This is a genomic window from Propionicimonas sp. T2.31MG-18 (assembly GCF_964266745.1).
Lineage (GTDB): Bacteria > Actinomycetota > Actinomycetes > Propionibacteriales > Propionibacteriaceae > Propionicimonas.
Map to the genome: position 1 here is coordinate 55,920 of NZ_CAXWGX010000004.1, position 23,501 is coordinate 79,420.

Annotated in this window: 21 protein-coding genes and 1 tRNA gene; 12 read left to right on the forward strand and 10 right to left on the reverse strand. The window is 73.3% G+C overall.

The annotated features are described in order from the left end of the window. Positions 1 to 3 precede the first annotated feature (3 nt). From ACFQQJ_RS04140 to ispF, 4 genes are all read left to right on the forward strand, one after another. Positions 4 to 1,257: a dihydrolipoamide acetyltransferase family protein gene (locus tag ACFQQJ_RS04140; RefSeq protein ID WP_377104403.1), complete on the forward strand. Its 1,254-nt coding sequence runs from the start codon at positions 4 to 6 to the stop codon at positions 1,255 to 1,257. 113 nt (positions 1,258 to 1,370) lie between these two features. After that, positions 1,371 to 2,366, forward strand: coding sequence for a sugar-binding transcriptional regulator (locus ACFQQJ_RS04145; RefSeq protein WP_377104405.1), 996 nt, complete (start codon positions 1,371 to 1,373; stop codon positions 2,364 to 2,366). Between the two features lie 67 nt (positions 2,367 to 2,433). Next, positions 2,434 to 3,204 (forward strand): 2-C-methyl-D-erythritol 4-phosphate cytidylyltransferase, encoded by a 771-nt coding sequence (ispD, locus tag ACFQQJ_RS04150; protein ID WP_377104598.1) that lies wholly within the window; start codon positions 2,434 to 2,436, stop codon positions 3,202 to 3,204. Further along, positions 3,201 to 3,671: a 2-C-methyl-D-erythritol 2,4-cyclodiphosphate synthase gene (ispF, locus tag ACFQQJ_RS04155; protein ID WP_377104407.1), complete on the forward strand. Its 471-nt coding sequence runs from the start codon at positions 3,201 to 3,203 to the stop codon at positions 3,669 to 3,671. The genes ispD and ispF overlap by 4 nt, the downstream gene beginning before the upstream one ends. 18 nt (positions 3,672 to 3,689) lie before the next feature. Here ispF and ACFQQJ_RS04160 read toward each other — a convergent pair whose 3' ends face one another. Further along, entirely contained in the window at positions 3,690 to 4,937 is a 1,248-nt protein-coding gene (locus tag ACFQQJ_RS04160; RefSeq protein WP_377104409.1) for a neutral zinc metallopeptidase, read from the reverse strand. Positions 4,938 to 5,161: 224 nt separating this feature from the next. Between ACFQQJ_RS04160 and ACFQQJ_RS04165 the strand changes: the two genes are divergently transcribed. The 5 genes from ACFQQJ_RS04165 to ACFQQJ_RS04185 all read left to right on the forward strand — a co-directional run bounded on the left by ACFQQJ_RS04165 (position 5,162) and on the right by ACFQQJ_RS04185 (position 10,614). Then, the gene (locus ACFQQJ_RS04165; protein WP_377104411.1) at positions 5,162 to 5,539 is read left to right on the forward strand and encodes a YciI family protein; all 378 of its coding nucleotides are present in this window, start codon (positions 5,162 to 5,164) and stop codon (positions 5,537 to 5,539) included. After that, positions 5,536 to 6,807, forward strand: a complete 1,272-nt coding sequence (locus ACFQQJ_RS04170; RefSeq protein WP_377104413.1) for an RNA polymerase sigma factor — start codon at positions 5,536 to 5,538, stop codon at positions 6,805 to 6,807. Before ACFQQJ_RS04165 ends, ACFQQJ_RS04170 begins: the two co-directional genes overlap by 4 nt. A gap of 64 nt (positions 6,808 to 6,871) precedes the next feature. Beyond that, positions 6,872 to 8,557 carry a DUF2207 family protein gene (locus ACFQQJ_RS04175; RefSeq protein ID WP_377104415.1) on the forward strand — a complete coding sequence of 562 codons (1,686 nt, stop codon included), beginning with the start codon at positions 6,872 to 6,874 and terminating at the stop codon, positions 8,555 to 8,557. A gap of 28 nt (positions 8,558 to 8,585) precedes the next feature. Beyond that, entirely contained in the window at positions 8,586 to 9,551 is a 966-nt protein-coding gene (locus ACFQQJ_RS04180; protein ID WP_377104417.1) for a Gfo/Idh/MocA family protein, read from the forward strand. An 82-nt stretch (positions 9,552 to 9,633) separates the two neighbouring features. Next, positions 9,634 to 10,614, forward strand: a complete 981-nt coding sequence (locus tag ACFQQJ_RS04185) for a pirin family protein (protein WP_377104419.1) — start codon at positions 9,634 to 9,636, stop codon at positions 10,612 to 10,614. A gap of 231 nt (positions 10,615 to 10,845) precedes the next feature. Here ACFQQJ_RS04185 and ACFQQJ_RS04190 read toward each other — a convergent pair whose 3' ends face one another. After that, entirely contained in the window at positions 10,846 to 12,285 is a 1,440-nt protein-coding gene (locus ACFQQJ_RS04190; protein WP_377104421.1) for a glycine hydroxymethyltransferase, read from the reverse strand. A gap of 215 nt (positions 12,286 to 12,500) precedes the next feature. On the opposite strand from ACFQQJ_RS04190, the gene ACFQQJ_RS04195 reads away from it, so the two are divergent. Continuing rightward, positions 12,501 to 13,043, forward strand: a complete 543-nt coding sequence (locus tag ACFQQJ_RS04195; RefSeq protein ID WP_377104422.1) for a type 1 glutamine amidotransferase domain-containing protein — start codon at positions 12,501 to 12,503, stop codon at positions 13,041 to 13,043. A gap of 39 nt (positions 13,044 to 13,082) precedes the next feature. On the opposite strand, the gene ACFQQJ_RS04200 is transcribed toward ACFQQJ_RS04195, so the two are convergent. The 5 genes from ACFQQJ_RS04200 to ACFQQJ_RS04220 form a co-directional block, all read right to left on the reverse strand. Continuing rightward, positions 13,083 to 15,008 (reverse strand): hypothetical protein, encoded by a 1,926-nt coding sequence (locus ACFQQJ_RS04200; protein WP_377104424.1) that lies wholly within the window; start codon positions 15,006 to 15,008, stop codon positions 13,083 to 13,085. A 147-nt stretch (positions 15,009 to 15,155) separates the two neighbouring features. Beyond that, entirely contained in the window at positions 15,156 to 16,133 is a 978-nt protein-coding gene (gene rlmB, locus ACFQQJ_RS04205) for a 23S rRNA (guanosine(2251)-2'-O)-methyltransferase RlmB (protein ID WP_377104426.1), read from the reverse strand. A gap of 7 nt (positions 16,134 to 16,140) precedes the next feature. Next, on the reverse strand, positions 16,141 to 17,562 hold the full coding sequence (cysS, locus tag ACFQQJ_RS04210; protein ID WP_377104428.1) for a cysteine--tRNA ligase: 1,422 nt from the start codon (positions 17,560 to 17,562) through the stop codon (positions 16,141 to 16,143). 34 nt (positions 17,563 to 17,596) lie between these two features. After that, positions 17,597 to 18,988, reverse strand: a complete 1,392-nt coding sequence (locus ACFQQJ_RS04215) for a DUF4032 domain-containing protein (protein WP_377104430.1) — start codon at positions 18,986 to 18,988, stop codon at positions 17,597 to 17,599. A gap of 93 nt (positions 18,989 to 19,081) precedes the next feature. Then, positions 19,082 to 20,179: an ABC transporter ATP-binding protein gene (locus ACFQQJ_RS04220; RefSeq protein WP_377104432.1), complete on the reverse strand. Its 1,098-nt coding sequence runs from the start codon at positions 20,177 to 20,179 to the stop codon at positions 19,082 to 19,084. A 181-nt stretch (positions 20,180 to 20,360) separates the two neighbouring features. On the opposite strand from ACFQQJ_RS04220, the gene ACFQQJ_RS04225 reads away from it, so the two are divergent. Beyond that, positions 20,361 to 21,098 (forward strand): DedA family protein, encoded by a 738-nt coding sequence (locus ACFQQJ_RS04225; RefSeq protein ID WP_377104434.1) that lies wholly within the window; start codon positions 20,361 to 20,363, stop codon positions 21,096 to 21,098. Between the two features lie 24 nt (positions 21,099 to 21,122). Here ACFQQJ_RS04225 and ACFQQJ_RS04230 read toward each other — a convergent pair. The 3 genes from ACFQQJ_RS04230 to manA form a co-directional block, all read right to left on the reverse strand. Continuing rightward, a tRNA-Thr gene (locus ACFQQJ_RS04230) sits at positions 21,123 to 21,195 on the reverse strand. A 60-nt stretch (positions 21,196 to 21,255) separates the two neighbouring features. Further along, positions 21,256 to 21,771 (reverse strand): cobalt ABC transporter, encoded by a 516-nt coding sequence (locus ACFQQJ_RS04235; protein WP_377104436.1) that lies wholly within the window; start codon positions 21,769 to 21,771, stop codon positions 21,256 to 21,258. A gap of 13 nt (positions 21,772 to 21,784) precedes the next feature. After that, positions 21,785 to 22,966, reverse strand: coding sequence for a mannose-6-phosphate isomerase, class I (gene manA / locus ACFQQJ_RS04240; protein WP_377104438.1), 1,182 nt, complete (start codon positions 22,964 to 22,966; stop codon positions 21,785 to 21,787). Between the two features lie 122 nt (positions 22,967 to 23,088). On the opposite strand from manA, the gene ACFQQJ_RS04245 reads away from it, so the two are divergent. Continuing rightward, the gene (locus ACFQQJ_RS04245; RefSeq protein ID WP_377104440.1) at positions 23,089 to 23,373 is read left to right on the forward strand and encodes a DUF3263 domain-containing protein; all 285 of its coding nucleotides are present in this window, start codon (positions 23,089 to 23,091) and stop codon (positions 23,371 to 23,373) included. Positions 23,374 to 23,501: the final 128 nt, after the last annotated feature.

The window sequence follows — 23,501 nt, forward strand, 5'->3', positions numbered from 1 at the left end:
CCCATGCCCAGGGTTCCGCTGAACATGCCGAAGATGTCGATGACGATGGAGTTCGGCACCGTCGTGGAGTGGCTCGCCGAGGTCGGCGGGACGGTGAAGAACGGTGACGCGATCGTCGTCGTGACCACGGACAAGGTGGACATGGAGGTCGAGGCGACCTTCGACGGCGTCCTGGAGGAGATCGTGGCGCCCGAGGGCGCTCAGATCCCGGTCGGACAGCCGATGGCCTACCTGCAGACCGAGGCCGAGGACCTGCTGGGCGACCTCTTCGACGCCCCCGCGGCGCCGCCGACCGAGGCGCCAGCCGTCCCCGCCGCGCCAGGTCCGGAGATGGAGGCCGCGTCGCCCGCCGACGGATCGGCCGACGTCCGCGCCGTCCCGCTGGCCCGCCGGATCGCCGCGGAGGCGCACATCGACCTGCGCCAGGTGGCGCCGACCGGGCCGGCGCGCACCATCCGCGCCCGCGATGTCCGCGAGGCGATCGAGCGCGCGCAGCAGCCGACGGCCGCGCCGTCCGGCCCCGCCGTCCCGGCCCCCGCCACGCGGGTCGCCCCGGTGGCGACCGCTCCCGTGGTGCCCGCCGGCGGCGCGCTGCTCGGCGACGACCGCACCCGACGCATCCGCGTGGCCACGGCCAACGTGATGGCGGCGAGCGCTGCCGTGCCCCAGTTCACGGTCTTCCGGGCCCTCGACCTCGGGCGGCTGGCCCGGGCACGGGAGGTCTCGCTGAAGGGCGTCAGCTGGACGTCCATCCTGGTGCGTGCCTACGCGCTGGTGCTGCGGGAGTTCCCGCAGCTCAACGGCTTCTGGGTGGGCAACGGCGTGCAGGCCAACCAGGCGGTGGGCGTCGCGCTGGCCGTGGACACCCCGCGGGGCCTGCTGGCCCCCGTCCTGGCCGACCCCGACCGGGTCACGCTGCGCGAGCTGGACCGGCGCATCCGCGAGATCGCGGAGGCCATCAAGCGGGGCGAGACCGACCCCGCCCTGTTCTCCGGGGGGACGGGGACCGTCTCCAACCTCGGGGGAATGGGGATCGACCGCTTCAACGCCCTGCTCACCCCGCCGCAGGCCACCGCGCTCTCGCTCGGCGCCGTCGGGCGGCGCCCGGTCGTCGACGCGGACGGGGAGCTCGCGGTCCAGATGGCGTGCGAGGCGGGCCTCACCGTCGACCACCGTGTCGCCGACGGTGCGGACGCGGCGCGGGCACTGGACGCGATGCAGGCTTTCCTCGCCGATCCCGTGCTGCTCCTGGCGTAGCCGTGGCGCGGACCGTGCCGCCGCCCGGCCTTCGCCGCTCCGCCGGGCCCACAGGGGCTCCGGCGGCGGCTAGGCTGGCTGGCCGGGCCGCGGGAAGGGGGTGAGGGACGCCGATGCCGTCCACCCGTTCGCTCGACGTGCTGATCGCCGCCGCCCGTCTGTACTACGAAGAAGGACGCTCTCAGCGTGCCGTCGCACAGGCGCTGGGCCTGTCGGAATCCTCGGTGTCGCGGACGCTCGCCGCCGCCCGGGATGCCGGCGTGGTGCGGATCCTCATCCACGACCCCCGCAACGAGGTCGACCGGGTGCCGCGCCTGGAGGCGCGGCTGAAGCGCGCCTTCGGGCTGACGGCGGCCTGGGTCGGCACCGGAGCCGTCGGCCTGGAGCCGTCGCAGGTGGTGGCGAAGCTCGGCGCCCAGCTGTTCGCCGACAGTCTGTGGTCGATGCGCCGGGTCGGCCTCAGCTGGGGCACGACGATCGGCCTGCTGGTCGAGGCGATCCAGCCACGGAGTGCGTCCCCCGACCTCGAGCTCCTGCCCCTGGTCGGTGGCATGTCCGCCCTCGACACCGCGCCGTCGGGCACCACCTCACTGTCGATGCTGGGGCAGAAGCTCGGCGTCCGCGCCCGGCGGATCGACGCGCCGGCGATCGTGGAGTCGCCGGAGACCTGCGCGGCGATCCTGCGCGAGTCCAGCGTGCGCCACGCGCTCGACCTGGCCACCACCGTGGACACCGCCTGGGCCGGCATCGGGTGTGTCGGCGTCCCCGGCGGCAGCAGCGAGCAACTGCTCGCCGCCATGCACCTGGCGCCCGAGGAGGTGCAGCACGTCCGTGACGCCGACCCGGCGGGCGACTTCTGCGGGCGGTTCCTCGACGACCAGGGCGTGCCGCTGCGCGGGCCCACGGCGAGCCGCGTGATCGGGGTCGACTTCGACGACCTGCGCCGGATCCCGACCGTGGTGGGCCTGGCCGGCGGCGTCGGCAAGGCGCGCGGGGTGCTCGCCGCCCTGCGCTCCGGAGTGATCGACATCGCCGTGTTGGACGCGGAACTCGCCGTCGAGGTGCTCCACCGCCACGCCGGGGAGGGCCGCACCGCGCGCGCCCGCTGACCCGGCGGGCGCACGTCCTCCCACGAGTGCGCCGGAGCGGCCGGCTCTGCACGGCCCGGCGCCTATACTGCGATGCGTGTCCGAACCCGTGGTGGCCGTCGTCGTCGCCGCCGGCCTCGGCCGCCGCTTCGGCGGCACCAAGCCCAAGCCCACCCTGCGCATCCTCGGCCGCGCCGTGGTCGCGATGGCCGTCGAGGGCCTGGCCGCCGGCGGCTGCACCGATGCCGTGGTGGTGATCAACGGCAAGATCTCCCACCTGTTCAGGGCAGCACTGGTCGGCTCGCCGATCCCGGTGATCACCACCCCGGGCGGTGACACCCGCCAGCAGTCCGTCGCCAAGGGGCTCGAAGTGGTCCGCAACGACCCGCGGCTGTCGACAGCGAAGGTCATCCTCGTGCACGACGCGGTGCGCCCGATGATGCCCGCCTACGTGATCGAGAACGTGATCGACGCCGTGCGCAACGGTGCGGTCGCCGTGGCGCCGGCCGTGCCGGTGACCGACAGCATCCGGTTGGTCGAGGACGGCGACGAGGGCGCGAACGCCGCGTTCGACCGGTCCCGGCTGCGGGCGATCCAGACACCCCAGGGCTTCGACCTCCAGGTGCTGCTGGACAGCCACGACAAGATGGCGGCCCAGGCGATGGACTTCACCGACGACGTGACCTGCTGCGAGCGCAACGGCCACAGCGTCACCCTCGTCCAGGGCTCGCGGATGGGCATGAAGATCACCGAGCCGGCCGACCTCACCGTCGCGCGTGCGCTGTGGCGGGTCCGGGCCAGCCTCGGGCACCACTCCGGACGCCGGTTCTGGCGGCAGTGGCGGCAGGACCGCCCGTGACCCGGGTGGGGATCGGCACCGACGTCCACGCCTTCGCGCCCGGTGTGCCGATGTGGGTGGCCGGCCTGCACTTCCCGGACGAGCCCGCCGGCCTCGCGGGCCACTCCGACGGCGACGTCGCCGCGCACGCCGCCTGCGACGCGCTGCTGTCGGCGTCCGGCCTGGGCGACATGGGCAGCAACTTCGGCACCAGCGAGCCCGAGTGGGCGGGTGCGAGCGGTGTCGCGTTCCTGGCCGAGACCGCGTCCCGGGTGCGCGCGGCCGGCTTCCGCATCGGCAACGTGGCCATCCAGGTGATCGGGAACCGTCCCCGGCTCGCGGCCCGGCGTGCCGAGGCCGAGGCTGTCCTCTCCGCCGCCCTCGGCGCGCCTGTGAGCGTCTCCGGGACGACCACGGACGGGCTCGGCCTCACCGGCCGAGGCGAGGGCCTCGCGGCTGTCGCGACGGCCCTGGTCAGCGCGGACTGACCGGACCCACGGCCCCGCTCAGCGGACCGACGCCGCCGGTGCGGTGTAGGTGTTGCACTTGCCGACCAGCGTGTTCCCCTGGCCGACGGTGAACCACGCCTTGCGGGAGCGCCCCAGGCCGTGGTCGCCCTGGATGTTCGCCTGGTTGCTCAGGACGTCGTCGCCGAGGTTGTAGAACACGTCGCGCAGGTTGGACAGGTCACCCCCCGACAATCCCGACGACGGCCCGACGGCAGAGGTGAACGTGCCGGCCAGGCAGTCGGCCTGCACCTCGAGGCGGCGGGAGAAGACCTTGGCCTCCGACGTCGACGCCTTCTGCTCGAACGCCATCGACGAGATCAGGATGCCGGTGCGCGCCTGGATGGTGTGGCCGAACTCGTGGGCGAGGATCGACTCGACCACGAACGGGGCCTTCTGCTGTTCGGGCGGGAAGATCTTCCACAGCGGCCGGGCGTAGTAGATGCGCTGGTCGGCCGCGCAGTAGACGGCGTTGACCTCGTCGAGGTTGCCGCAGCCGGTCGTGATCGGCTCGGTGTACACCGTGACCGGCGGACGGGGCAGCTGGAAGCCGGCCGACTCGAGCGGACCCGACCACACCCGCCACAGGCAGGCGGTGAGCTCGTTCAGGTGCGTGGTCAGGTCGGCCGCCGACGCGGTCGTGATGTCGATCCGCGGCACCGCGCAGTCGGTGGGCACCGGCGCGATCTGCTCGTACACCGGGTTGCTCACCAGCCAGGTCTCGGCCTCCTCGTAGGTGGTGGGCTGCGGGAGTTCGGGCGGGTTGGTGTCCGGGGCGGGCACCGGGGTCGTGTTCTGCGGTACCGGCGCGGTCGTCTGGTTCACGTCGGGGCCGGCGACGCCCGGGTCGGCGTTCAGGTACTGCATCAGCGAGATCGCGAAGAACGCGATGCCGACCACCAGCACCAGGCCGAGGACGAGGCCGCGCAGCGGGCTCTTCTTCCGCGGAGGACCGGGCGGGTAGGGCCGCCCGGGCTGCGGGAAGGCGCCGGGCGGCCCGTACGAGGGCTGCCCGAACTGCGCCTGTGCCGGGTAGGCCGGCTGCGGCTGTGGGGCGGGCGCCTGCTGCGGGTAGGGCGCGGCGGGGCGCGCGGGCTGGCCGCCCGGGTACGGCCCGTAGGCGGGCGCCGGCGGGCCGTAGGGCTGCTGCGGGCCCCACGCCTGCGCCGGGCGGTTCCAGTTCTGCTGCGTCGGCCACTGCTGGCCACCCTGGGGAGGCTGCCCCTGGGTCCCCCATTGCTGCGTCACGCGAGGAAGCCTAACCGCTGGGTTCCCCCCAGCGGCAGGGTGGATCCGCGTCGCCGCGGCGTCCGCGCAGGCAATTGTTCGCTGCGGACGCGGGCTCGCGGGCACGGCTAGCCTGCTCGGGTGCCCTGCGACGCCGCCCGCCGCAGCGATGTCGAGAACCGCGCCCCGGCTCCGACCAGTGGGCGAGGTGGCGGACGGAGCCGCCCGGAGAGAAGGGAACCCCGATGAAGTACATGGTCCTCATCCACCACAACCGCGGCGCGCGGGAGCAGTTCGCGGCGATGCCGGCCGAGGTGCAGGCAGAGGGCATGGCCGCGTACGCCCGGCTCAACGAGGAACTCCGCGAGAACGGGGAGTGGGTGGCGGCGGAGGCGCTCGCCGACGACGCGACCTCTGTGGTCGTGACCACCAGGGACGGCGCCCCGGTGCGCACCGACGGGCCGTTCGCCGAGGCGAAGGAGATGCTGGCCGGCTTCTACCTCGTCGACGTCGAGAGCCAGGAGCGGGCGCTGGAGATCGCGGCACGGATCCCAGAGGCGCAGGCCGGCTCGGGGTACGTCGAGGTGCGGCCGGTGCTGGTCTACGACCTCGCCGGGGCGTGAGCGCGGACGCCGACGACGTCGAGGGCCTGCTGCGCCGGCTGGCGCCCCGGGCCCTCGGCATCCTCGTGCGCCGGCGGGGCGACTTCTCCGCCGCGGAGGATGCGGTCCAGGAGGCGCTGATCGCCGCGGCGACCGGCTGGCCGTCCCGCGGACTGCCCCGCGAACCGCTGGCGTGGCTGGTGACGGCGGCCGACCGGCGCCTCGTCGACGCCTGGCGCAGCGAGCACTCGCGGCGGCGGAGGGAGGCGGTCGCCGCCGCGGAGCCCGTCCCCCCTGCCGAGGAGGCCACCGTCGACGACTCCCTCGAGCTGTTCCTGCTGTGCTGCCACCCGGCGCTCACCCGCGCATCGCAGGTGGCTCTCACCCTGCGGGCGGTCGGCGGGCTGACGACGGCGGAGATCGCGCGCGCGTTCCTGGTGCCCGAGGCGACGATCGCCCAGCGGATCAGCCGGGCGAAGGCCGGCATCCGCGCCGCCGGCGCGCGCTTCGAGCGGCCGGGCGACGCCGAGCTCCCGGCCAGGGTGGCCGCTGTCGCGGAGGTGCTCTACGTCGTGTTCACCGAGGGCCACACCGCCAGCGCCGGGCCGTCGCTGGTGCGGGTGGACCTCACGGCCGAGGCGATCCGGCTCGCCCGCCTGCTGCGCGCACGGGTGGACGCGGAGGAGGCGCTGCGTCCCCTGCGCGGCGAGGCGGCCGGCCTGCTGGCGCTGATGCTGCTCACCGACGCGCGGCGCCACGCCCGCGTCGACGCCGCCGGACGGCTGGTTCCCCTCGCGCTGCAGGACCGGTCGGCCTGGGACGCCGCACTGATCGCGGAGGGCGTCGCCCTGCTCAGGCGGTCGCTGGCGACCGAGCGTCTCGGGCCGTACCAGCTCCAGGCGGCGATCGCCGCCGTGCACGCGGAGGCGGCGAGCGTCGAGGACACCGACTGGAGGGAGGTCCTTGCCCTCTACGACCTCCTCGCCGTCCTCGCCCCCGGACCGATGGTGTCGCTCAACCGCTGCGTCGCCGTGGCGATGGTGGAGGGGCCGGCCGAAGGGCTGCGCGCGCTCGATGCTGCCGCGGCCGACCCCCATCTTGCCGGGCACCACAGGGTGCATGCGGTGCGCGCCGAACTGCTGGAGCGGGTGGGGGAACGCGGGCCGGCGCGGGAGGAGTACCGCCGGGCGGCCCGGGGCACGCGGAGCGAACCCGAGCGGCGCCACCTCGAGGCGCGGGCGGCCCGGCTCGGCGGCGACCCGTCCAGCGCGCGGGCAGGCGTGGGCTGAACCCTGTGGCGCCGCGGCGTCTCGGCACTACTCTGTTGCCACCTTGGACGAAGGGGGATCGGGCATGGCGAGGACGGGACTGCGTCGACTGGTGGCGATCATGGCCACCGCGATGGCGCTGCTGGCGTGGGCTGCGCCGCCGGCCAGTGCGGCCGAGTCGGTTGCCACCTTCACCGCGAAGGCCACGATCAACGCCGACGGCTCGATGGCCGTCACGAGCTCGATCACCTTCGCCGACGCCGCGCCGGCCACCTTCCAGCAGGTCTTCGACACCGCCACCCGGACGGCCGACGACCTGGAGTACCGCTTCACGCTCTCCGACATCACCGCCACCAGCGGCGGGAAGGACCTCGGCGCGAGCGTCACCGGCGGCCCGTCCACCACCACGGTGTCCGTCCCCACGGCCAGCCTCACCGAACCACTCCAGATCGCCTACACCGTGCGTGGCGCGGCGCTGTCCACCCCCGGCGACACCGTCACCGTGAGCTGGCCGCTGGTCCAGGGCCTGAGCATGCCGGTCGCCGTGTTCGACGCCGAGGTGACCGTCCCGGCGCTGTTCACCGGCATCGACTGCGCCGCCGGCGACCCGGCGGCCCCCGGCGTGTGCACCTTCTACAGCGGCGGCACGCACGACACGCCCAACCCGGTCTTCCACCACGAGGCTCTGCCGGCCGGGCAGGTCGTCGTGCCCACCGTCCGCTTCCCTGCGGGCGCGGTCGCCGCGAACCAGGACGTCCACCAGGTCTGGTCGCTCGACCGGGCCTTCTCCGCTGCGCCGCTGCCGCTCGGCATCGCGGCGGGACTGCTGCTCCTGGGCGGTCTCGCGCTCTGGGCGGCCCACCGCCGGATCGGGCGCGACGCGGTGGTCGGCGAGGAGCCGACGCTGGTCGCGGCGTTCCACCCGGTCGGCCCCGGACAGAGCGAGTTCCGGGTGCAGGACGGCATCCGTCCCGGAGAGGTGGGCACGCTCGCCGACGAGCGGGTCGACCCGGTGGACGTGACCGCGACCCTGCTCGACCTCGCCGTCCGCGGCCACCTGCGGATCACCGAGCTCCCCAAGGCGTCCCCGCACGCCCCGACCGACTGGACCTTCGCCCGCCTCCAGAGCAGCGACCCGCTGCTCGCCTACGAGCACACCCTGCTGGACGCGGTCGCACCCGTGCAGGGCGATCCGGTGCAGGTGTCGAACCTGGCCGGCAGCGTCGGCGCGGTCATCGGCACGGTGCAGTCCGAGCTCTACGACGAGGTCGTGAGCCGCGGCTGGTTCGCCGGACGCCCGGACGCCACCCGCAACCGCTGGGCCCGGCTCGGCTGGATCGGGCTGGCGCTGGCGGTGCTCGTGACCGTGGCCCTGGCCGCCTTCACGTCCTTCGGCCTGGCGGGCCTGGCGCTGATCGCGCTCATGCTCGGCGTCGTGCTGGTGGCGCAGGAGATGCCCGCCCGGACGGCGAAGGGCACCGGCGTCCTGCGCGGCCTCGACGTGCTGCGGGGGAGCCTGCTGACCCAGCCCGTGGACACCCTGCCGACCGGCCAGGGTTACGTCCAGCTGTCGTCCCTGCTGCCGTACGCGATCGTCCTCGGCGGCAAGGACCGCTGGCTCCAGGCGGTCGCCGACTCCGACGACGACGACACCCCCGACTCCACCGACCTCTCCTGGTACCACGGCCCGGACGGCTGGCGGCTGGCCGACCTGCCCGCCTCGCTGGCGAACTTCGTGACCACGGTCCAGGGGACGCTCTTCAGCCGCTGAGGCGCGAGGACCGACAGGACGGGCACGGATGCTGCGCTTCGCGACACTCGGCACGAGCTGGATCACCACGCAGTTCGCCGAGGCGGTGGCCCGGGTCCCCGGGGTCGAGGTGGCCGTCGCCTGCTCGCGCGACGCCGAGCGGGCCGCGCGGTTCGCCGGGGTGATCGGTGCCCGCTCCTCGTCCGGCGACCTGCCCGGCCTGCTCGCCTCGGGTGCGGTGGACGCGGTCTACGTCGGCACGCCGAACAGCCTCCACCTCGCGCAGGCGACCGACGCCGTCCGGGCCGGACTGCACGTGCTGGTGGAGAAGCCGGCCACGCTGCGCGCCGCGGACTTCGCCGCGCTGGTGGCCGAGGCGGACGCGGCGGGCGTGGTGGTGCTCGAGGGCATGCGCAGCGCGTACGACCCGGGGACGGCCGCCGTCCGTGCCCTGCTGCCCCGGCTCGGCACCCTGCGGCTGGCGTCGCTGCGGTACTGCCAGCGGTCGTCGCGCTACGACCTCGTGCTGGCGGGGGAGCGGGTGAACATCTTCGACCCGGCCCTGGGCGGCGGAGCGCTCAACGACCTCGGCGTGTACTGCGTGAGCGCCCTCGTCGACCTCCTCGGGGAGCCCGCCTCCGTCCTGGCGGCGTCCGTCCCGATCGCCGGGGGTGGTGACGGCGCCGGGGCGGCGCTCGCGTCCTACCCCGGGCTCGTCGCCACGCTCACGTGGTCGAAGATCACCGCGTCCGACGTGCCGAGCGAGCTGCAGGGTGAGCACGGCACGCTGGTCATCGACCACCTGCCCGCGCCCCGCCGGCTCGAACTGCGGCTGCTCGACGGCACCACGGAGGTCGTGGACGTCGACGCGCCCCCGTTCACCCTGGAGTACGAGGTCGAGCGCTTCGCGCGGCTGTGCCGCGGCGAGGACTCCCCGGCGGCAGACCACGCGCGCACGCTGGCCGCGCTGCGCACCATGGACGCCGTCCGCGCCGCGTCGGTACCGGCCCGCTGAGCGCGCGACGACCCTGCCGGGAACAGCCGCCGCCCGCGCGGTGGTTGAGCAGGCAAGCGGGGGACGAGCGGGAGGAGCGGGCATGAGCAACGTCGAGGCCAGGTCGGAGGTCGTCGACTGCATCGTCGGCGGCGACCACGACCCCGAGCACGTGCAGCTGATCGAACCCAAGGACGTCACCCTCGGCGACGCCGACGCACTCAGGGTGCGCCGCACGCTGCCGTCGCTGCGCCGCTCGTTCGTCGGCGCCTGGTGCTTCGTCGACCACTACGGGCCGGAGCGCGGGGTGTGCATGGACGTGCCGCCGCACCCGCACACCGGGCTGCAGACGGTGAGCTGGCTGTTCGAGGGCGAGATCGAGCACCGCGACTCCGGCGGCGTCCACTCGATGGTGCGTCCGGGAGAGGTGAACTTGATGACCTCCGGGTACGGGATCGCCCACTCCGAGGTGTCGACGCCCGGGCGCGACCTGCTGCACGGCGTCCAGCTGTGGGTGGTGCTGCCGGAGGCGAGCTCGGACCTGGTGCGGGAGTTCCAGCACCACGTGCCCGAGGTGTGGGACGCAGAGGGTGTGCGGGCGCGGCTGCTCGTCGGACGGCTGGAGGACGCGGTGTCGCCGGTGCGCACCGAGACGCCGCTGCTGGGCGCGGAGGTTGTCCTCGCGCCCGGGACGACCTGGGAGCTGGCGGTCGACCCGGGCTTCGAGCACGGCGTCCTCGTCGACACCGGGCACGTGGACGTCGACGGCGTACGGCTGGACAGCACCGTCCTCGGGGTCAGGGACGCCGGACAGGACTCGCTGCGCCTGTCCAACCCGACCGACGCGCCGGCGCGCATCATGCTGCTCGGCGGCGAGCCGTTCGAGGAGGGCGTGGTGATGTGGTGGAACTTCATCGGCCGCAGCCACGACGACATCGTCCGCCTCCGCGAGGAGTGGAACGCCGCCCCCGACGACCGGTTCGGTCGCGTGCCCGGCTACCGCGGCCCCGTCCCGCGCCTGGAGGCGCCGCCGCTCCCGTCCGGCCTCACCCTGAAGCGGCGCTTCCGCCGGGGCCGCCAGTAGCCGAGGGCTCCCTCTGCGCCCCGCCTCCGCTCGCCCCCAACCTCCGCGATCGCCCCCAACCTCCGCGCTCGCCCCCAACCTCCGCGCTCGCCCCCGAATGCAACTCTTGCCGCCGGAATTCCGGCGGCAAGAGTTGCATTCGGCAGCGCGAACGGACGGGGGAGGGCCCGAGACCGGGCGGGTGAGCCGGGTGGGGGAGCCGGGTGGGGGAGCCGGGGGCGAGCGGGTGGGCTAGAGCTCCAGGCCGGGGTAGAGCGGGTTCGCGTCCAGGAGCTCCGCGGCGGCGGCGCGCGTCCGCTCGGCGATGCCGTCGGCGAGCAGGTACTTGGCCTTGCCGGGGGTGCCGGCGGCGGTGGCCACCGGGGTGGTGGCCCTCAGGACGCCGGTGATCAGCTCGGCGACCGCGTCGAACTCCGCGGCGCCGAAGCCGCGCGAGGTCAGCGCGGGCGTGCCGATCCGGACGCCGCTGGTGTACCAGGCGCCGTTGGGGTCGCGGGGGACGGAGTTGCGGTTGGTGACGATGCCCGCGTCCAGCAGCGCCGACTCGGCCTGGCGGCCGGTGAGGCCGAACGACCCGACGTCCAGGAGCACGAGGTGGTTGTCCGTGCCGCCGGTGACGAGGTCCACGCCCCGCTTCCTCAGGCCCTCGGCGAGGGTCTTGGCGTTGTCGGCCACGGCCTGGGCGTAGGCCTGGAAGGCGGGCTGGCGGGCCTCGGCCAGGGCGACCGCCTTGGCCGCCATCACGTGGCCGAGCGGGCCGCCGAGCACCATCGGGCAGCCGCGGTCGACGCTGGGCGCGTACTCCGCCGTGGCGAGGACGAGGCCGCCGCGCGGGCCGCGCAGCGACTTGTGGGTGGTGGTGGCCACCACGTCGGCGTACGGGATCGGGTTCTCCTCGCCGGTGAACACCTTGCCTGCCACGAGCCCCGCGAAGTGCGCCATGTCGACGAACAGGGTCGCGCCCACCTCGTCCGCGATGTCGCGCATCTTCGCGAAGTTCACCCGGCGCGGGTAGGCGGAGTACCCGGCCACCAGGATCAGCGGCTTGAACTCGCGGGCGTCCGCGCGGAGCTTGTCGTAGTCGATCAGGCCGGTCTCGGGGTGCGTGCCGTAGGAGAGCTGGCGGAACATCTTGCCGGAGATGTTGTGGCGGAAGCCGTGCGTGAGGTGGCCGCCGGCGTCGAGTGCCATGCCCATCACGCGCTGGGCGTTGAACGTGGCGCGCAGCGCCTCCCAGTCCTCCTCGGAGAGGTCGTTGACGGTCTTGGCGCCGAGCCGCTCCAGGGTGGGGTTCTCCACCCGGTGGGCGAGGATCGACCAGTAGGCAACCAGGTTGGCGTCGATGCCGGAGTGCGGCTGCGCGTAGGCGTACTCGGCGCCGAACAGCTCACGGGCGTGCTCTGCGGCGACCGCCTCGACGGTGTCGACGTTCTGGCAGCCGGCGTAGAAGCGGTGGCCGATCGTACCCTCGGCGTACTTGTCGCTCAGCCAGGTGCCCATCGTCATCAGCACCGGGAGCGAGGCGTAGTTCTCGCTGGCGATCAGCTTCAGGGACGCGCGCTGGTCGCGCAGCTCGGCGCGGGTGGCGGCGGCGATGCGCGGCTCGACCTGCTCGATCACGCCGAGGGCCTGGCTGTAGATGGACGACGCGGTGCTGGCGAGATCGGACACGGGCGGACTCCTGGGATCGACGATCGACGGCCCACTCTATTCGACCGGGGGCGCAGCGGCCCGTCGTGCCCGCGGCCCGGCCCGGCCGCCGCGGGCCCGGAGTGGGTAAACGTCCGGTACCCGGCGGGTCGTCCGCGCGCCTGTGCAAGCCGCTGCGTGCGGCCGCGTGGCGGGGCACACTGGGGAGGTTCGTGGTGCGACCAGAAGGAGAGACGATGACCGACCTGACCGGCAAGAAGGTGGCGTTCGTGCTGAAGCGCGGCGTGGAGCAGCCGGAACTCACCGAGCCGTGGGCGACCCTCGCCAGCGCGGGCGCCGAGCCGGTGCTGGTCTCGGAGGAGCACGGCACGATCACCGCGTTGATCGGTGACTGGGACCGCGGCGACGACTTCGACGTCGACCTCACCCTCGACGAGGCCGACCCCGCCGACTTCGACGCCCTGGTGCTGCCGGGCGGCACCCTGAACTCCGACAAGATCCGCACCAACCCGAAGGCGATCGCCTTCGTGAAGGCCTTCATGGACGCCGGCAAGCCGGTGGCGTCCATCTGCCACGGCCCGTGGATCCTGATCGAGGCGGGCGTGGTGGCGGGACGCACGATCACGTCCACCACCCGGATCTCCACCGACCTGAAGAACGCCGGGGCCCACTGGGTCGACCAGGAGGTCGTCGTGGACGGCAACCTGCTGTCCAGCCGCAGCCCGCGCGACCTGCCGGCCTTCAACGCCGCGCTGGTCGAGGCCGTCGCCCGCGGCTGACCGGGACGGGCCCGGCCCCCGGGGCCGGGCCGACCGCCCCTACCGGACGGTGAAGCTCGTCCTCGACGAGCCCTCGACCACGCCCGGGCCGGCCCAGCCGAAGGACCGCGAGGTGGAGCCCTTCTTCAGCTTGTAGCGCAGGCTCGCGACCACGGCGTCGTCGGAGACGTACTCGTCCAGCAGGGCGACCAGCTCGTCGAAGTCGGAGGCCTCGATACCGCTGCCGTCCTCCTCGACGTCCCAGCTGGTGCACAGGGTGAAGCCGTCGGCGTCGGTCTCGCAGACATCCCCGGGCCGGTTGACCGCAGCCACCGTGAACGACCCGCTCCGGCGCGCCTTCGACGACAGCGTGAACGTCACCGGGTCGCCGTGGGTGGTGCCGGTAGCGCGCCCGTTCGTCTTCACGGTGTAGGTGGGGCGCACCGTGTAGGTGCTGCCGTGCTTCAGCCTGGTGCCCGCCGGTGACCTCCAGGTGCCGGCCGCGTCGCGGAGCTGGATGCCGGACGGCGCGTAGGTGATCGCGTCGTCGTCGAGCAGCGTCAGGGTGACCTGGACGCCGGTGATGGCGACCTCCTCGAACGCGTTGTCGACGATCGCCCACGCGTCCTCCGCGGGCGGCGTGCCGATCTCGTCGAGGAACCACGAGGAGTCCGCCACCACCTGGGAGTTGGTGAAGCTTCCGCTGCTGCCGTCCGCGCGCCGGTAGGCGATGGTCCAGCTCAGCCGTCCGGTGCCGGCGCCGTACTGGTCGAGCTGCTCCATCGCGGCAGTGCCGACGAGGTAGGCGACGGCTGACGGCGTGAGCTCCTGGGAGGCCAGGTCGCCGCTGTAGGTGGCCAGCGGGGTGCCGGACGGGCCCTGCACGGCCACCTCGATGCCGAAGGCCTCGACGTCGCCGGTGGTACCGCGGATCCCGACGAACCGGTCCTGGGTGATCATGCCGAGCGGGGCGCCGAACTGGGAGACCTGCTTGTAGGAGCCCTCGGTGCCGGTGCTGTCGGGCACGATCAGGGCCGTCGAGGCGTTCGCCATCAGCATCGAGGTCCTGCCGGTGTAGTCCATCGGGTGGCCGAAGGCCCACACGGTGTCGCCGCAGACGGCCGTCACCGTCCCGATGGCACCGGCGAGCAGGTCGCCGCTGCTGTACAGCGCAGCCACCGTTCCGCCGGCGACGAGGTCCTCGGGCACGGCGGACGCCGAGACGGCCGGGGCGGGGAGGAACCCGCCGCTGCGCAGGAACGCGGCCGACCTCGCGGTCCGCGGCGTGCGGGCGAGGGTGCGGTTGGCGAAGGCGTTCTGCCGGGTCCCGGCGGTCCCGGCGACCTTCACCGTCCGGATCGGCGAGAAGCTCGTGCCGGTCAGGCTCGCGCCGGCCGCGGCGGTGCCGGCGGCGGACACCTTCAGCCCGGTGCTCGTCGTCCTGATCGTGGACGCCGTGCCGACGGCGGTGGTGCCGATCGTCCGCATGTACTCGGCCGGGGTGACGCCGGCGATCGGGAGGTTGTCGGCGTTGAGGCTGTAGGAGACCGCCCCGATCAGCCGCCCGTCGCCGTCGTACACCGGCGAACCGGACATGCCGGCCCAGATGCCGGCGGGCTTCAGCCCGTCCGTGCCGTCGATGACCGGGCTGCTCAGCCGGAAGAGCAGGAGGTCCTTGTCCTTGCCCAGGGCGTTGTCGATGAAGCCGACGTAGGTGCCGGTGAACGCGTCCGGGGTGGTGCCGTGGGTGACCGAGAGCCCGGTCACCGGCGTTCCCGCTGCGAAGGCCTCCACCTCGGCCACCGGGGCGTACGGCTGGCTGCCGTCGGCGCAGAAGGACGGGGAGGCGGCCCTGGCGGGGGTCACGCCGGTCGCGCCGATCCCGACGGTGAGCGCGGCGGCGGCCACGACCGCGAGGAGCCGGCGGGGTCCGCGCGACGGGATGCCCGTCGACGGTGGGCGGGTGTCGAGGATTCTGCTGGTCACAACGGGTCCCTTCGCGGTCGCCGCGGGGTGCGGCTCCCGGGCGACCATGCCACGACCGCCGGGCGCGCCGGGGGGATCTCGCACACCTTCGTGCACCCGCGAGCGCTTTGTTATCCGCTCCTCAGGTGCCCCTCAGGGATGCGGGCGTCACGCCCGGGAGCGGGACACCTCGTAGAGCGCGATCGCCGTCGCGACGGAGGCGTTGAGCGACTCCACCGCGGACTGGATCGGGATCGTCACCAGGACGTCGCAGTTCTCGCGCACCAGCCTCGCCAGGCCCTCGCCCTCGGAGCCGACGACCAGGAGCACGGGCCCGTCGATGCCGGGGAAGCCGGCGATGTCGGTCTCGGCCTCACCGGCCAGCCCGACCACGGTGAACCCGGCGTCGGCGTAGGCCTTGAGCGTGCGGTTCAGGTTCGTCACCCGCGCCACGGGGACGCGGGCCGCCGCGCCGGCGGACGTCTTCCACGCCGCGGCTGTCATCTGCGCCGAGCGCCGCTCCGGGATGATCACGCCGTGCGCGCCGAAGGCGGCGGCGCTGCGGATGATCGCGCCCAGGTTGCGCGGGTCGGTGATCGAGTCGCAGGCCACAACGAGGCCACCCTCGGGGGCGTCCAGGGCGTCCGCGAGCACGTCCTCCGCGTCCGCGTACTCGAAGGCGGGCAGCTGGAGGGCGACCCCCTGGTGCACGCCGCCGCCGGTGAGCCGGTCGAGTTCCGGCCGGGTGGCCTGGAGCAGCGGGATGCCGTGCTCCGCGGCGAACGTGAGGATGTCCCGCAGCCGGTCGTCGCGCTCGACCCCGTCGGCGACGTAGGCGCGGCGGATGGGCAGGCCGGCCTGAAGCGCCTCGAGCACCGGGTTGCGCCCGATCACCCAGTCGGCGCCGGCCGTCGCGGTCCCGCCGGCGGACGCCCGCGAGGACGCGCGTCCCTTGGGCTTGGCGCCGGTGGTCTTGCCGGCCTCGTTGGGCCCGCGCTTGCGGTAGGCCTTGTGGTAGGGCCGGTCCTCGGCTCGCGGCGTGGGGCCCTTGCCCTCCAGGCCACGGCGGACGCGGCCGCCCGAGCCGGCAGGGGTGGTCTTCCCCTTCTTGCGGACGGCGCCCTTGCGCTGGCTGTTCCCTGGCATGACGCTCCTATTTCTCCAGCGACCAGCGGGGGCCGTTGGGGGTGTCCTCGACCTTCAGGCCGATCGTGGCCAGCTGGTCGCGGATCGCGTCCGCTGCCGGCCAGTCCTTGCGTGCGCGCGCCTGCTGGCGCTGCTCGAGCAGCGCCGCGACGAGACCGTCGACGACCGGCGTCAGGTCCCCGCCCGCCGCGGCCTCCTGAGCCCACTCGGGGGCGTCCGGGTCGAGCCCGAGCACGCCGAGCATCGCCTTCACCGCGGCGTGGGCGCGGACGGCGGCCGCGGTGTTGCCGGCCTCCAGGGCGACATTGCCCTCCTTCACGGTGCCGAACAGCACCGCCATCGCCGCCGAGGTGCCGAGGTCGTCGTCCATGGCTGCGGCGAAGGCCGGGGGGATCGCCCCGGTGGAGGCGGCACCGTCCGGCAGCGGGGCGTCGGCCCGTGCCCGGTCGAGGAAGGAGTCGATGCGCGCGAGCTGGGCGGCCGCCTCGGCGAGCGACGCGTCGGACAGCTCGATCGCCGAGCGGTAGTGGGGGCCGGCCAGGTAGAGCCGCACGGCCCGGCCACCCCAGGCCCTGACGGCGGTCATCACGTCGGCGGTGTTGCCCAGCGACTTGCTCATCTTCTCGCCCGCCTGGGTCACCCAGGCGTTGTGCATCCAGTAGGTCGCGAACGGCCGTCCCGCTGCCCGCGACTGCGCCAGCTCGTTCTCGTGGTGCGGGAACCGCAGGTCCAGGCCGCCGCCGTGGATGTCGAAGGCGTCCCCGAGGTACTTGCCGGCCATCGCCGAGCACTCCAGGTGCCAGCCGGGGCGGCCGCGTCCCCACGGCGTCTCCCAGGCGGCCGTCTCGGGGTCGCCGGCCTTGTGGCCCTTCCACAGCGCGAAGTCGCGCGGGTCGCGCTTCCCGCGGGGGTCCGCGTCCTCCGCGGGAGCCATCTCGTCGACCTTCATGCCGGACAGCGCGCCGTAGGCGGGCCACGACTTCACGTCGAAGTAGACGTCGCCGGAGGAGTCGTCGGCCACATAGGCGTGCCCACGGTCGACGAGCACCCCGATGAGTTCGATCATCTCCGGCACGTGGCCGGTGGCGCGCGGCTCGTAGGTGGGCGGACGGACGCCGAGGGCGCGGAACGCCTCGTGGAAGGCGCCCTCGAACAGGTAGGCGTGCGCCCACCACGGGCGACCGGCCTCCGCCGACTTGATCAGGATCTTGTCGTCGATGTCGGTGACGTTGGTCACCATCGTCACGCGGTGCCCGGAGGCCTCGAGCCAGCGCCGCAGGACGTCGAAGTTGACCTCCTTGCGGATGTGGCCGAGGTGCGGGGCGGACTGCACGGTGGGCCCGCAGCAGTAGATCGACACCACGCCGGGCTGCAACGGCTGGAAGTCGACCACTTTGCGCTGGGCGCTGTCGTACAGGCGGAAGCTCACCGCGGAAGTGTACCGAGTGGGCGCAGCCGGACGGTCAGCGCTTGCGCGCGCGCAGCGCCTCGATGTCCAGGAAGCCGGGCGGGGACACGGGCTCGTCGTCCTCCGCGGTCTCCCACGGGTCCTCCGGCATCGGGCCCTCGTCGTCCACGAACCCCTGGGACGGGTCGTAGGGGTTGGCCAGCTGGCGCTCGTCCCCGCCGACCCGTGTCGCGTCGGTGAGGTCCTCGTCCGGCAGGGCGCGCAGGACGTCGGAGATGTAGCCCCAGGTCGCCTCCAGCAGCGGCACCTCGCGGTTCTCCCGCTGCGAGGCGTACCAGCGGTAGTCGAGCACCTCGTGGTAGATCTGCGCGGCCTCGCGCTTGCCCCGCAGCTCCGGCGGCACGGCCGTGACCACCGGCTGGAAGCACTCGGTCAGCCACTGGTGGGCGACCACCGGCTCGTCGACCGAGCCCTGGCTGGTCCGCACCCGGAACGTGTCCAGGTCGTTCAGGAGCCGGCGGGCCTGGTGCTCCTCGACGTCGAGGCCGGTCAGGCGCAGCAGGCGCCGCGTGTGGTGGCCGGCGTCCACGACCTTCGGCTGGATGCGGATGCTGGAGCCGTCCGGGGAGGTCTCGATCGACAGCTCCGCCACGTCGAAGCCGAGCGCGTTCAACCGGCGCACGCGGTTCTCGATCCGGAAGACCTCCTGCTCGGAGAACTCCTCCGCCCCGGTGAGCTCCGCCCACAGTTCCCGGTAGCGGGTGATGATCGACTCCACCAGCTTCAGCGGGTCGAGCGACTCGTCCAGCATCCGGCCGGCCTCGAGGTCGCTGAACTCCCCGTAGAGGTTGGTGATCGCGATGGTCAGGTCGTGCTCGCGCTGGCCGTCGGTGAGGGTCTCGTGCATCTCCGCGGTCTCCGCGTCGACCAGGTAGGCGGCGAACTCGTTCGCGTCCCGCCGGAACAGGATGTTCGACAGCGAGACGTCGCCCCACAGGAAGCCGACCAGGTGCAGGCGGGCCAGCAGGACGACCATGGCGTCCAGGAGCCGGCCGACGGTCTCGGGGCGGACGCCCTGGGCGAACAGCGAGCGGTAGGGCAGCGAGAACTGGAGGTGCCGGGTGATCAGCACGGGGTCGAGCGGCTCGCCGTCGAGCCCGACGCGTCCGGTGACCACCGCGAGCGGCTCCACCGCGGGGGTGTCGGTGCGGTGCAGGTCGGTGAGCGTGCGGTACTCGTGGATGGCCAGGCTCTCGATGACCTCCTTGGCCGCGTACACCGAGTTGCCGACCTTGATGAACCGCACGACGTGGCGGGAGATGCCGCGCGGCAGGGCCACCAGGTAGTCGGTCGGCCACTCCGCGAGCGGCAGCTCCCACGGCAGCGGGATCAGCCGTGAGTCCGGGCGCGAGGAGAGGAACCGGGGCACCCGTCTTTTGTACACCATGGCCGTGAATGCCCGGGGCGGGGGTGGACGGGCACGGTCCCGGAACGGCGAAAGGCCGGCCGGGTCTCCCCGGCCGGCCTCCCGACGTGCTGATCAGGCGCTCAGCCGCTCCTGCGTCTTGTCGGAGAAGACGTGGATGCTGGCCGGGTCGACGGCGTTCAGCTTGACGGTGGTGCCGCGCTGCGGTGGCGTCCGGGCCGAGACCCGGGCCACGATCTGCTGGGCAGACAGCTTGGCGTCGACGTCCAGGCCCGCCAGGGTGCCGTAGACGTAGGCGTCCGCGCCGGTCTCCTCGACCACGTCCACGTCCAGGCCGATGCCCTCGGTGGCGAGCTTGAAGTTCTCCGGACGGATGCCGAGCACCAGCGACTTCTCCTCGCCGGCCTTCGCGAGGGTCTCCCGCGGCACGGGCACGACGTAGTCGCCGACCAGGACGCCACCGTCGGTGATCTCGCCGCTGATCAGGTTCATGGCCGGGGAGCCGATGAAGCCAGCGACGAACAGGTTGGCCGGCTTGTCGTAGAGGGTGAGGGGGCTGTCGACCTGCTGCAGGATGCCGTCCTTCATCACCGCGACGCGGTCGCCCATCGTCATGGCCTCGACCTGGTCGTGGGTGACGTAGACGGTGGTGACGCCCAGGCGGGTCTGGAGGGCCGCGATCTGGGTGCGGGTGGACACGCGGAGCTTGGCGTCGAGGTTCGACAGCGGCTCGTCCATCAGGAAGACCTGCGGCTGGCGGACGATGGCGCGGCCCATGGCGACGCGCTGGCGCTGGCCGCCGGAGAGGGCCTTGGGCTTGCGGGCGAGGAAGGACTCCAGGCCCAGCAGGTGGGCGGCCTCCATGACGCGCGCGTCACGCTCGGCCTTCGCGACGCCGGCCATCTTCAGGGCGAAGCCCATGTTGTCGGCGACGGTCATGTGCGGGTACAGCGCGTAGTTCTGGAACACCATCGCGATGTCCCGGTCCTTCGGCGGGAGGTCGGTGACGTCGCGGTCACCGATGAAGATCTTGCCGGAGTTCACCTCTTCGAGGCCGGCGAGCATGCGCAGCGACGTCGACTTGCCGCAACCGGAGGGGCCCACCAGGACCATGAACTCGCCGTCCCCGATCTCGAGGTTCAGCTTGTCGACGGCGGGGTGGTCAGCGCCGGGATACACCCGTGACGCGTCCTTGAAACTGACAGTGGCCATGCCAAATACACCTTTCCACGGGCAGGTACGTGCCCGACGATCCGTAGTGGAAGAAGCGCCGCGGGTGCGGCAGGGTCATCTTCGCACGAAGTCGGTGGAAGCTGCCAGCGTCCCGAACCGGGCCCGGACGGCCGCGAACGCCGTCCCGGGACGGCCGGTGGTGCTCGGGTACGCTCGCGGGGTGAGCGATGCCCAGAGCGAGGACGCCCGGCCCGACCCCTCCGCCGGCCCGCGGGAGGGTGCCGCTCGCGAGTGGTGGGACGACCCGGCGCTGCCGTGGCGCCACCAGCCCACGCGTGCCGACATCGCGTGCTTCTCCTGGCTCGGCGTCGCCGCCGTGTACGGCCTGGTCATGTCGTTCCTGAGGCCGACGCTGCTGGCTTTCGGGCCGCACGTCCTCGCGTCCCTCGGCTCGTGGTCGGGCATGGTGCTGATCGGTGCCAGGGCCGCGGTCGGCGACCCGTGGTGGCCGCTGGTGTGGTTCCTCGGCACCTTCGGCCTGATCAAGTTCGACTGGATCTACTGGTGGGCCGGGCGGCTGTGGGGACGCAACCTGATCGAGGTCTGGTCCGGCCGCTCCGAGCGTGCCCGCAGGATCAACGACCGCGCGGAGCGCTTCGCCCGGAAGTACGACGTGCTGGCGCTGGCGGTCTCGATGGTGCCCTTCGTGCCCGGCCGCGCCGTCATCGTCGCCGTCCTCGGCGAGGCGGGCACCAGCCTGACGAAGTTCCTCTCGGTCTCGCTGGTGTCCTCGGTCGTGGTCAACGGGGCGTGCCTCGCCGTCGGGTACTGGATCGGCGAGCCGGCCGTCGCCGTGATGGACGCCTACGGCAAGTACCTCACCTGGGTGTCGGTGGCGATCCTGGTCGCGATCATCGCCCAGCAGTGGTGGAAGCAGCGGAAGCGCGCGGCGGCCTGAGCGGTCGCGCGGACCGGGCCTGCGAGCCTCCGACCGGATTCGAACCGGTGACCGTCCGCTTACAAGGCGGGTGCTCTGCCAGCTGAGCTACGGAGGCCAGGGCGGGCCCGGCGAACCATTGTGCCAGCACGGCGGGTCGCCGTGGCGGGGACGGCGCTCAGGTGCCGGGCGGGCCGAGCACCACGTCGGCGAGCTCCCACGGCCGGTCGGCCCGCCAGTGGTCGGCCTCCTGGGCCGCCCACTCGTCCCAGTGGGCGGCGAACACCGCGCCGTCGCGGGCGAGGGCGCGCTGCTTGCGGGTCTGCTCGTCCAGCTCCAGCCACACGGCCAGGCCGGCCAGCGGGCGGCTGGACGGGGTGAGGGCACCGCAGCCCTCGACGACCAGGGCCACCCGGGGGTCCAGCGCCCGCCACGGGCCCGGGCGGTCGCCGGCCCAGTCCCAGGTGGTGAACCCCGTGCCGGTGATGAGGCCGGGGACGGCGGCCGCCGCAGAGGCCAGGCCGTGCCAGCCGGGGTACAGCTCGTCCAGGCCGACGACCTGGACCGGGCCGGGCCACGTGGCGGCGAGGTCCTGGGCCAGGGTGGTCTTGCCGGAGCCCGCGCCGCCGTCGATCAGCACCACCGGGCGCCGGCCGGAGGCCACCAGGCCCGCGACAGCCTCGTCCAGGCGCACCCGGTCGGGCACCTCAGCGCACGCCGGAGGCGGCGAGGAACGCGACGGCGTCCCCGCTGAGCGTGGCCTGCTCGTCCGCGGCGAGGAAGCACGACCCGCCCCGGCCGAGGTGCAGCGTCCCGTCGCGCCCGGCGAGCTCAGCGGTGCCGGAGACCACGAGGAGGATCCGGGCGGAGCCGACGCCGGGAACCGTGACGGTCGCGGTGCCGGGGGCGATCCGCCACACGTCGAACTCCGGGCACGGAGCCGGGTAGCGGTCGACGCCGGGGGCCACCGGCTCGGGCCGGGTGACCACGGGGTCGGACGGGGAGAACTCCACCACCTTGACCAGCTCTGTCACGTCCACGTGCTTGGTGGTCAGGCCGCCGCGCACGACGTTGTCGGAGTTGGCCATCACCTCGATGCCGGTGCCGCGCAGGTGGGCGTGCATGTGGCCTGCCGGGACGAACAGCGCCTCGCCCGGCTGGAGGGTCACCCGGTTCATCAGCAGGGCGGCGAGGATGCCGGGGTCGGTCGGGAACACCTCGTCCAGCTCGAGGACGGTCCTGGCGAACTCGCCGAGCTCCCCCTCGTCGTCCTTGTGCGCCATGGCCGCGGCGCACACCAGCTCGGACAGCTGCGCGCGCTCGCCGTCCAGGCTCAGCACGTCGAGGAACACCTCGGCCAGCGCCGCCGGCCCCTTGCGCTCGGTCAGGGGGCCGATCACGGACGCGAGTTCTCCGGCCACCCCCAGCCCGGCGAACAGGGACGCGGTCCGACGGGGGTCGCGGAAGCCGGAGAGGGTGTGGAACTCCTCCAGGGCGATCAGGATCTCCGGCTTGGGCCAGTCGTCCTTGTAGGTGCGCTCGGGGGCGTCGGGGGCGATGCCGGCCTCGTTCTCGCGGGCGTAGCCCTCCTGTGCCTGCTCCCGGGACGGGTGCACCTGGAGGGAGAGGGCGTGCCGGGCCGAGAGCACCTTCAGCAGGTAAGGCAGCTGGTCGCCGAAGCTGGTGCGGCTGCGGTCCCCGATGAGGGTGGGCCGCTCGCGCAGCAGCGCGTCGAGGGTGGTCCCGTCGAGCCGGGACGGCGCCACGTGGTGCGCTCCCAGCCAGTATTCGGCGAACGGGCGGCCGTCGGCCGGGACCCCCAGAAGGTTCGGGATCGCGTCGGTGGTTCCCCACGCGTAATGCTGGACAGTGCCGTGCAGCGACTGCATCGAGCATCCTCACTATTGGACTGCAACTGGTGCCCGCGGGCCGCGATCCAGTCTATGCGCCCCCTGCCGCGGGCCCGGACGAACGAATGACACCGGTGTGGTTCGCGCGCTAACCTTGGGCCATGTCCAACCCCATGGTCATCGCCGGATCCAGCGTGTCGGAGCAGCAGGCAGCCCTGCTGGACTTCGAGAAGCAGTGGTGGGCGCTGCCGGGGTCCAAGGAGTCGGAGATCCGCGAGCGGTTCGACATCTCGCCCACCCGGTACTACCAGCTGCTCAATGCGCTGATCGACACCGAGGAGGCCCTGGCCCACGACCCGCTGCTGGTCAAGCGCCTGCGTCGGCTCCGCGCCGCCCGCCAGAAGGAGCGCACCGCGCGCCGCCTCGGCGTGAACCTGAAGGTCTAGCTGTACTCGGCCAGGACGTGGGTGACACCGGCTGGTTGACGAAAGAGGAGAACCCCCACTGGGGTGTGACTTGCGAAGGTCCACATCCCAAGGAGGTTCTCCCGTGTCCCAATGTAGGGCTCATCTGA